9 protein-coding genes and 1 tRNA gene are annotated in these 9,622 nt (G+C 45.4%); 5 read left to right on the plus strand and 5 right to left on the minus strand.

Annotated features, from left to right (window positions below; genetic code table 11):
- Both LDL35_RS12230 and LDL35_RS12235 read right to left on the minus strand, forming a co-directional pair.
- Window positions 1-1,794 (minus strand): CHASE4 domain-containing protein (locus tag LDL35_RS12230; protein ID WP_304022798.1); only part of this gene is annotated, 1,794 nt, incomplete at its 3' end.
- 54 nt (window positions 1,795-1,848) lie between these two features.
- On the minus strand, window positions 1,849-2,595 hold the full coding sequence (locus tag LDL35_RS12235) for a response regulator (RefSeq protein WP_011448224.1): 747 nt from the start codon (window positions 2,593-2,595) through the stop codon (window positions 1,849-1,851).
- Between the two features lie 160 nt (window positions 2,596-2,755).
- Between LDL35_RS12235 and xerA the strand changes: the two genes are divergently transcribed.
- From xerA to glgP, 4 genes are all read left to right on the plus strand, one after another.
- Window positions 2,756-3,712 (plus strand): site-specific tyrosine recombinase/integron integrase, encoded by a 957-nt coding sequence (gene xerA / locus LDL35_RS12240; RefSeq protein WP_304022800.1) that lies wholly within the window; start codon window positions 2,756-2,758, stop codon window positions 3,710-3,712.
- Entirely contained in the window at window positions 3,709-4,053 is a 345-nt protein-coding gene (locus tag LDL35_RS12245; protein ID WP_304022802.1) for a hypothetical protein, read from the plus strand. Before xerA ends, LDL35_RS12245 begins: the two co-directional genes overlap by 4 nt.
- A gap of 68 nt (window positions 4,054-4,121) precedes the next feature.
- A tRNA-Gln gene (locus LDL35_RS12250) sits at window positions 4,122-4,194 on the plus strand.
- A 129-nt stretch (window positions 4,195-4,323) separates the two neighbouring features.
- Complete coding sequence (gene glgP / locus LDL35_RS12255) at window positions 4,324-6,513, plus strand: alpha-glucan family phosphorylase (protein WP_304022804.1); 2,190 nt, start codon at window positions 4,324-4,326, stop codon at window positions 6,511-6,513.
- Window position 6,514: 1 nt separating this feature from the next.
- On the opposite strand, the gene LDL35_RS12260 is transcribed toward glgP, so the two are convergent.
- The 3 genes from LDL35_RS12260 to LDL35_RS12270 are packed head-to-tail and all read right to left on the minus strand — an operon-like array spanning window position 6,515 to window position 8,097.
- On the minus strand, window positions 6,515-6,886 hold the full coding sequence (locus LDL35_RS12260) for an Lrp/AsnC family transcriptional regulator (RefSeq protein WP_304022806.1): 372 nt from the start codon (window positions 6,884-6,886) through the stop codon (window positions 6,515-6,517).
- 8 nt (window positions 6,887-6,894) lie between these two features.
- Window positions 6,895-7,134 (minus strand): LSM domain-containing protein, encoded by a 240-nt coding sequence (locus LDL35_RS12265; RefSeq protein ID WP_011448229.1) that lies wholly within the window; start codon window positions 7,132-7,134, stop codon window positions 6,895-6,897.
- Between the two features lie 60 nt (window positions 7,135-7,194).
- Complete coding sequence (locus tag LDL35_RS12270) at window positions 7,195-8,097, minus strand: class 1 fructose-bisphosphatase (RefSeq protein WP_304022809.1); 903 nt, start codon at window positions 8,095-8,097, stop codon at window positions 7,195-7,197.
- 117 nt (window positions 8,098-8,214) lie between these two features.
- On the opposite strand from LDL35_RS12270, the gene LDL35_RS12275 reads away from it, so the two are divergent.
- The coding region (locus tag LDL35_RS12275; protein ID WP_304022812.1) for a PAS domain S-box protein at window positions 8,215-9,622 on the plus strand (1,408 nt) is incomplete at its 3' end.

Below are 9,622 nucleotides of genomic sequence, written 5' to 3' on the forward strand. Positions count from 1 at the left end.
TCGCTGTTCGGTAATATCCTGCACATTCAACGACCATACGGCATCGTCAGATGACGTTCCTGAGAGGTTGGGTAGATCATGGAGTGCCGGAAAGACAGAATTATCAGATCTGATGTGATCAAGTTCAAACGTGGCATGACCGGAATAGAGAGCACTTTCAAGATATGATAGAAAATTTTTCTCCGGATACCTGGTTCCCACAAGAAAAGGACTTTTTCCGATGAACTCTTCAGGTTCCATACCATGCATCTGTGAGTATGCTGCATTGACATAATCAACATTGGCCCCGGTCCCGGTTACGATGCCGGTGCTGGTATGTTCAACAATATCGGCAAGTTTCCGAAGTGAGTTCTCAATCTCTTTTCTCTCTGATATGTCAATTGCAAATCCACGAAACCCGGTTACCTGTGATCCTGACCAGATAGGGGATGCATATATGGTAATAGGGTAGATCTCACCATTGTGTTTAATCCCTGAAAATTCACTCCCATTAATGGGTTTTCCGCTTCTGATCTGATCCAATGCCTGGAGGAACTGGGGATGGCTTTGTGGGTGAATAAAATTCACTATATGAAAACCGGTACTCTGGTCATCCATTCGATGTCCGGATATCTTCATTCCCATCTGATTGATGAATGAGATATTTCCATCAAGGTCTGCTTCAAAAACGATTTCAGGAAGCAAATCTGCGAGTTCACGATATTTGCGTTCACTTTCTGAGAGAAGCCGGTTATGTTCTTCCAGGTCTTTTTGTGACTGATTTAATTCTAGAAAAATGGGATGTATCTCCTGTGCGAGTCTTGAAAATTCGTCATCACCCTCCAGAAGGGGTGCATCTATCTTTGCGCGTTCTGTGTTCCGGTCTTTAATATTCTCAATAAGCGTCCGTAGCCTGAAGAGGACCAGCCGGTCAATGATTATCAGTGAGACAACGATTACCACAAGGCCCAGGATCATGAGGAAGAGTAGAAAGGTCAGAATTGTTGCTTTCCCCTGTGTGATTATATCTCTGGGTAATGTAACGGTAAACTCAAGAAAGCCCTTTGAATCAATGGATGGAAGATATGACGTTCCAGTTATATTTGTGTCAGATTCAGGAGTTACGATTATATAAGAGGTATTTATTTCATTGATATCAGGCAGGGCTTTTGGAAGAGGAAGGTCATGTGTTGATGAGATGGCAAGATGAAGGTCTGCTATACTGGACAAGGTCTTCACTTTTGGCTCATTCAGATATTCAATAAATATCAGAGTTCCAACCGATGGACCCTGATAGGTACTGGTGATGATAGGTTGGGCAACAATTATGGCAGGACCATCAGGCAGGATAATAAAACCGGATTTTCCATCAAGAATCGATTCGAATGTAAAAATATCCGGGATGGAGAGTACCTGTGACAGGATCTCATCAGGGACGGATTCCATTCGCCCTGCAGTTGGGTTTATCCTGGTTGCATATTTAAGGGTGTTATCATTTCTTACAAAAATCAGGAGATCAATCCCAAGATTATGGATAGAAGCATAATTCAGGTTTTGTGTGATGTACTCATCGTTTTTATCCTGAACAAAATAGTACGTCTCATCCCACCGTGACCAGTCCCCGGTCAGGGAATAGATCTGATCCTTTTCATAACTGAGTACCTTCAGACCTTTGATGAGATTCTGCCTGGTGTCATCTTCTTCAAACTGGTCATAACTGTCAGTCAGAAGAGTAAAGGAAAAGAGTATTATGAGCGCTATACCCCCGAGCAGGGTCAGTCCGATTATAAGGAATGTTTTTGCCCGAAGATCCATACATTACTCCTTCGGATCATTCACCCGTTCTGGGGGCCATGGGCATATGCCAGGTTACGAGGGTTTTGTGATCGTAATAAATGAACCGGAATATGTACCAAACATATTCATAATCGGCCGGGCAGTAATTATATATTGTCTTTCTTCCTGGCCTGAACCAACACAAAGCTGCATCCCACTTTCATCATGCGACCTGAAAAAATCAGGTGAGATGTCAAGGTCTGGGCATAAGAGACGAAGTGCCTGGCGAATGTCTTTTAAGAAGAGTGCAGAACTGCGTTCTTCAATGCATTCTTCAGCCGCCTGATTCATCCAAAGAATAGCATGATCTGAATTTATGATTATCACCGGATGAGAAGAATCTGCTATCTGAACCCACATGGAAGGAGAGAGACCTGCCTTTTTTCCCTCTGTTGTCTGGCGTATCCTGTCACATAGATTCAAACTGACTTTGATCGCACAGTAAAGAAGACTCGGATTGACCGGTTTTATGAGAAAACCAAATGGCGTAGAAGACATAGCCTTCTCAAAAATCTTCTTCTCATCATGGCCGGTGACGAAGATAACCGGTATTGAGAATATGTTGAAGAGTTGTGCCGCAGCTTCTATCCCTGACATGACCCCGGGAAGATCAATGTCCATGAGGACTACGTCTGGTTTTTCCACGGCTACCTGCTCGAGTACTTGTTCACCTGAGTTTACCGGGGTATGAACAATAAATCCACCGTCGCGTAGGATAGAGATTAAGACCCGGGCTATTATTTCATCGTCCTCGACAATCAGGACTGTATTTTCAGGCATATATGCTAGACCTCAGGAGTTCTCGCCAGACATCAGGAGACTCACGCATGTTTCTGATCATAGTTGGAATAATCGATATAAAGTAATTCCGAGATCTCAGTTTCGCAGAATAGGTATTCTACGAAATGCTTATTATTTTAGAGATAGAGTAAATATAACAGTGGAAAGAGGATATTTTTCAGAATGGATCCCCAGATTTATCCAGTATCTGAAAATGAGGAATTATTCGCAGAAAACTTTGAGCAGTTATGATCTCACCATCAGGCGGTTTGGTCAGTTCATCTGGCTGACGAGATCCTTCCGTGGTGACCTGTCCAAAAAGTGGGAGCACAAGGAACTGCTCAGGCTTGAGACCTGTGTTGATGTCAGTGCATCCGAGATCTCCAGGTACTTAGAGTTCCTCTCTCTTGATCGGCAGTACCATGCCACCACATACAACCGCATCCTCTCCTCACTCTCATCCTTTTACCGGTTTCTTCTCATGCAGGAGGTGGTTGAAACAAACCCTGTCCCTCGAATTGACCGTCCAAAAGTAAAGGAGAAAGAACTGAAGTATCTGAAACACAGCCAGGTCATGCGTCTTTTGCAGTCCATTCCGGACGAACGCGACCGGCTTATGATCAGGATTATTTATGCAACCGGGGTCAGGGTCTCTGAACTCTGCACCATGAATGTAGAGGATGTTGATTTTGATGATCAGATGATCCGGGTACTTGGAAAGGGAGGAAAAGTCCGGATGGTCTTTGTGGATGAAGATACTCTGGATGATATTGCAGGCCTTATCGGGAACCGGCTGTCAGGTCCCCTTTTTCCCGGACAGGGAGGCAATCATATATCAGTGAGAACCGTGCAGCTTATCTTTAAAAAATACGCCCCGCCAGGAATCACCCCACACAAGATCCGGCATAGTTATGCAAGTGAACTCTATCGGAGATCCAGAAATCTCCGGGTTGTGCAGGAGAACCTGGGGCACGCATCTATTAAAACCACTGAAGTATATCTTCATACCGATGTGGATGAACGCCGTCAGGTATACCGGGATTTTTTCCCGCTTGCTACTCCTACCAGGAGGGCATCTGAAACCGGTATCCGGCAATATCAGGGAGAAGAACCATGAGGACAATACGGACAACAGATGGAAAATGGCTGCAGATAGATCCAAAAACCGATCCCTGGATCTTTAAAACGCCCCATTCCTCAGTCAGGGCATCGCTTGATTACCGGCAGGGTGAGGATCTCTATCTTCGGACACTTCCGGACGGGACACAGTATTATTATGTTATATCCTGGACCGACTGGCAGCGCGAGTCCAAGGAAGCGTACAGAACCCTCTCCGAAGAAGAAGCAAAGGATTTCCTCATAAAAAAAGCACAATCAGCAGGCAAAATCGGTCTTGACCCCGATATTTTAGAGAGAGTTGAGAAGTACTTCCCGGGCCTTCTGAAAAAACGCAGATAGGCGATGCGGGAATTTCTATATTCCAGCAGCACAAATATGTAAAGGCAAGGTCTGTCCTGCTCTTCTCAACTCCCGTAGTGTAGAGGTCAATCATATCGGATTTTGGTTCCGATGACGACGGTTCGAATCCGTCCGGGAGTATCTTTTCTGCTGACCGCCCACTGTTTTGTGGCTGATTCTTCTGCATAATATCCTCACAAAACACCCGGCCATTAACTATATACGATATATGAAGATAATCACCTATCAGCAAGAGTGCACGGGCATATTATGATAGGCATTCGATGGATAGATTTCGATCATATTCCTGACCGCCTTTCAGGGCTGATCGATCTCTCATATAATCTCTGGTCCTCATGGCACCCTGAAGCATGGCTCCTGTTTAAAAATCTGAACCGTCAGGGATGGAAAGAATCCATACACAATCCGGTCAGAATGCTTCAGGAACTCCCACCTGAATTACTTGAAGCGGCGGCATCCAATATTGACTATACCAATCACTATGATGCGGTCATCGCGAAGTTTCAGCGGTACATGCTGGCTAAAAACCAATGGTTTGATGAATATTACCCGGAACACCAGCATCATAAGATCGCATATTTTTCTGCAGAATACGGACTTCAGCACTCACTTCCTCTGTATGCCGGAGGTCTTGGATTCCTTGCCGGAGATCATCTGAAAGAATGCAGTGACATCGGGATACCACTCGTTGCGATCGGGTTTATGTACTCTGACGGGTATCTGCACCAGCGAATCAGAAATGACGGCTGGCAGGAGGATGTCGAAGAGAAACTTGACCGTGATAATGCTCCGGTCAAGCGGGTTCTTGGCAGGGATGGAAACCAGTTAATTCTTCAGGTTCCCTTCATTGCACCCCAGATTCATTTTGCTCTCTGGAGAGTGGATATCGGTCGTGTCATTCTCTACCTGATTGATACAGAGATCGAGCAGAATCCACCGCATCTTCGCAATATCAGCAGCCGGCTGTATAGTAGTATCAATGAGATGAGACTGCTTCAGGAGATCGTGCTCGGTATAGGGGGGACTCATGCCCTGAAATCCCTTGGGGTGAAATATTCGGCAGTCCACCTGAATGAAGGGCATGCAGCCTTTGCTCTGATTGAACTCTACCGTCAGAAGATAGAGGAAGGACTTACTCCTGAAGAAGCGTTCAATCATGTCTACAATACAACACTCTTCACCACTCATACACCCGTCCCTGCAGGCCATGATAAATTCCCTCACTGGATGATTGACAAGTACTTTAATGCATACTATTCCGGAATGCATATGTCCAGGGAGGATTTCCTAAAGAAAGGTCTGCATGTCGAGGATCCCCCGGACACCTTCAACATGGCAGCGTTCTGTATGCGGATGGCTGCACATGCAAATGGAGTGAGTGAAAAGCATGGGGAAGTTGCAAGACGGATGTGGCATTTCCTCTGGCCTGAACATAAACTTGATGAAGTCCCTATCGGGTCGGTAACCAACGGGGTGCACATTCCCACATGGATAAACCCACGCCTTGTCACCCTCATTAACCGGTACATCTCCACCATTTGCCCTGACTGGTTTGAACATCATGATAAGGAGTATGTATGGGCACTTATTGACCGGGTTCCTGATGCAAAACTCTGGGAGCTTCATTACGCCCTGAAGATAAAACTCATCAACCGGATATTACAATTTAAAAGGCGCGACTGGATGAAATACCAGGCAGACTGTGCAAATGTGGTGGCGGGTGGTGCTCTGATAGATCCCAATACCCTGACAATCGGATTTGCACGCCGCTTCTCAACATATAAACGGGCCGACCTTATCTTCCAGGATCTTGACCGGCTGAAAAAGATCCTGAATAATCCCTGGAAACCGGTGCAGATAATTTTTGCCGGAAAAGCACATCCGGCTGATGATGAAGGAAAACGGATTTTACAGCGTATCTATCAGTATGCACAACAACCTGAATTTGGCGGAAGAATTGCATTTGTTGAAGATTATGGCGAACAGATAGCCAAGTACCTGGTACAGGGTGTTGATGTCTGGATGAATAACCCGGTTCCCCCATTAGAAGCCAGTGGTACAAGCGGGATGAAAGCCGCTGTCAATGGCGTTCTCAACTTCTCAATCGCAGACGGATGGTGGATAGAGGGATATAATGGCAAGAACGGATGGATATTCGGGAAGAACCATACCAATAATGATAGGAACTGGGAGGATGCATCTGAAATGTACTCTCTCCTTGAAAATGAGATAGTCCCACTCTATTACGATACTGATCTTGATGGAATTCCCCATAAGTGGGTTGCGATGATGAAGGAGTCAATTAAGAGCAATGCGCCCCGGTTTTCATCCCGCCGGATGGTAAAAGAATACATGCATAAATATTACATATCCACCCTTTCCTGTGCGGAATGTAATGCATTTGTTGATGACAGTACCCCTGAGGGGATATCACAATAAATTATTCTTCAGATTTTTTCGAAACAGAGGATGATTCCTCTGCATCACTGATTGCCAGCTGATACATCCAGTCAAGCAGATCAGTACATGACTCAATGGTGCAATCCTCATCACATGCGATGCAGGGAATCAGTTCATCACCGGCAAGAAGACAGTAGGGATCAGCAGGACCCTTGCGGGCAATTAGTCTGAATGTCTTAATACCATCCTGCCGGTATTCAACGCGTTCAACTCTGTTAGAATCCAAAAGTTTCTTTACGATTCGTGAACATTTCCTGCTGTCAACCCCAAGGATCTTCCAGAGTTCACTCTGCAGTACACCTTCAGGTGAAGAGGCAATGATCCGAAATGCATCCTCGTCTGTTCCGGACATGTCCACCTTTAGGCAACCGGTGCAATTGACAAAATATTGTTACCACGAATAACGAGTGTTCCAAGCTCGCGACCCTTGTTTTTCCCTGATGTCTCAATACTCTCCTCAAGATGCAGGTTCAGGTACTCATCCACTGCCACAAGCCGGCCCTGAAATGTCCTTCCTTCATCCTCTTTCATTTCTACGGAGATCAGAGTATCAACAAGAGAATATACTTTCTTGATTGGGAGGACAATGCTGCTAACCATCTGCCTTATATAAGGCTTGCAGCCATATTAAAGATTCCTGATACCGATATGAAAAAAGTGTTATGAGTTTTTGTATATCTCTTCAATCTTTTCAATAATACCTTTGCTACCAATGTAAACCGGAGTCTTCTGATGATGTTTTTCAGGAACAATATCCAGAATATTCCTTCTTCCATCGGTTATCCGTCCGCCTGCCTGGGTAATAATAAATCCCAGGGGGTTCGCTTCAAATAAAAGCCGGAGTTTTCCGTTCGGGCTCTTCTCAGATCCCGGATATGTGTAAATCCCGCCATAGACCAGCAGCTGATGACAATCCGCCACAAATGAACCAGAATATCTGATTTTAAAGCCATTCTGATCAAAATACTCAATGACTTTCAGATGAGGTAATAGCCATTCATTTCTCACGCCGCCGGTTCCATACTGCTTCCCTTCAGGCACCGAGAAGTGGTCCTTGAGCAGGAGATAATGCTCACTCTCCGGATCCCATGCAAAACTCTGAACCCCTTTTCCTACGGAGATTACAAGGACCGTAAGTGGTCCAAAGAGGGTATAAAAAGCAGCTCTGAGTTTCGAGCCAGGTTGGAGCACGCCACCGCTCTCATAAATACCAACGATAGTGCCGACTGCAAGATTTGTCGAGATGAGCGAGGAACCATCGAGCGGGTCCATAACCATACAGTACTCACATCGTGAGTTTTCAAACCGGATGATATCAGCCTGCTCCTCTGATGCAAGTTCCCGCACCAGTCCGGACTCTCCTACCACCTTGATCAGGTGCTCATCTGCCCAGGTATCCATCTGGGCCTGGAGTTCTCCGGAGGCATTCAGGGTATGTTCATACATCTGATTATCAAGAAAAGCTTTTCTGATAGGGTCCATCTGACGAGAGATTAATCGGATAAGAGCTATGAGGTCAGGTTCACAACCGCATGATTCCAGATATTTACGAAGAAACACCATATATAATCGTAGAGAAATATCCGCATACTTCATACATACGATTTTGCATCCGGTACCTGTACACTCTACCGTTTCTATTAAGCATATTAAAAATAATTCAGTATAGGGTAATACTCCGTGATCCGTATCCTGCTCCTTGACGATGAGCCGGCAGTTCTCGATATTACGTCTGCATTCCTCAATCGGCAGGAAGGATTCCGGGTCAGAACAGTAGATAGTGTGAAAGGAGCTCTCATGCTCCTATCCGAATATCCCTTTGATGTGATCGTGGCAGATTATGAATTGCCGGATCAGGACGGGATATCTTTTTTAAAACAGGTGCGAAGTTCTCAAGGTTCCATCCCCTTTATCTTCTTCACCGGTCGCGGATCCGAAGACATTGCAATAGATGCATTAAATGAAGGTGCAGACTTTTATCTGAAGAAAGGTGATGGCAGTGTACAGGTTCTGAATAAACTTGCAGCGTATATACAAACGGCAGTTGAGAAAAGAAGAAAGCGCGATGAGATAATCCTGAATGAACACCGGTACAGGGAACTTGCCGAGCAGCAGATGGAATATTCCCAATACATTCAGACACTCCTTGATGCAATACCGGCTCCTGTTTTCTTCCGGGACACAAACGGGGTGTATCGTGACTGCAACAAGGCGTTTGAAGACCTCATCGGTCACCGGAAATATTCAATAATCGGAAGATCAGTGCATGACTTTTATCCAAAAGACCTTGCTGACCACTACCGGCATATGGATGAACTCATAATCAAGAAGCCTTACATCCAGCAGTATGAGTATGTCATTACCGATGCACACGGGGAAATCCATGATGTCCTATTCTCAAAATCCGCCCTCTTGTCTCATGAGGGGACCGTGACTGGTATTATCGGCGTCATCCTTGATGTCAGTGACAGAAAAAAACTTGAACGGATCATCATTGAGAATGAAGAGAAGTATCGCACCCTTGCTGACTTCACTTATGACTGGGAGTCCTGGATAAGCCCGACAGGCACCTATATTTACACATCTCCCTCCTGTGAACGAATTACCGGATACCGTGCCGAGGAATTCTTACATAACCCCGGCCTTGTTCTGGATATTACGCATCCTGATGACCGGCAGATGGTAGAGAGACATTATTCAAACGCCCCACTCCGCCACGACGGGATTCATCACATGGACTACAGGATAATCACGAAAGACGGACAGGAGCGATGGATCAGTCATTTCTGCCAGTCAGTGTTTCGTGACGACGGTACATGGCTGGGACGGCGCGAGAGCAAACGTGATATCACTTTTCGAAAAGAAGTCACCGCAGCATATGAAAAGGCGAACATGAAACTTCACCTGCTCTCAAGTATAACACGCCATGATATCCTGAATCAACTGACGGTTTTAAGCGGATATACCGATCTCTTATCCGATTATGCTGACAATCCGGATATTCACGCCATACTGAACCGGATGAACGGGACCATTGAGACTATAAACAACCAGATCTCGTTTACCAGACTCTATCAGGAGATTGGAG

Origin of the sequence: Methanospirillum hungatei (assembly GCF_020216685.1) — an archaeon.
Lineage (GTDB): Archaea > Halobacteriota > Methanomicrobia > Methanomicrobiales > Methanospirillaceae > Methanospirillum > Methanospirillum hungatei_B.

Excerpts from the sequence above, each read along its gene's own strand:
- LDL35_RS12235 (WP_011448224.1), bottom strand. The coding sequence starts at position 2,595 with ATGCCTGAAAATACAGTCCTGATTGTCGAGGACGATGAAATAATAGCC.
- LDL35_RS12265 (WP_011448229.1), bottom strand. The coding sequence starts at position 7,134 with ATGGTTAGCAGCATTGTCCTCCCAATCAAGAAAGTATATTCTCTTGTT.
- LDL35_RS12245 (WP_304022802.1), top strand. The coding sequence starts at position 3,709 with ATGAGGACAATACGGACAACAGATGGAAAATGGCTGCAGATAGATCCA.
- LDL35_RS12270 (WP_304022809.1), bottom strand. The coding sequence starts at position 8,097 with ATGGTGTTTCTTCGTAAATATCTGGAATCATGCGGTTGTGAACCTGAC.
- LDL35_RS12260 (WP_304022806.1), bottom strand. The coding sequence starts at position 6,886 with ATGTCCGGAACAGACGAGGATGCATTTCGGATCATTGCCTCTTCACCT.
- glgP (WP_304022804.1), top strand. The coding sequence starts at position 4,324 with ATGATAGGCATTCGATGGATAGATTTCGATCATATTCCTGACCGCCTT.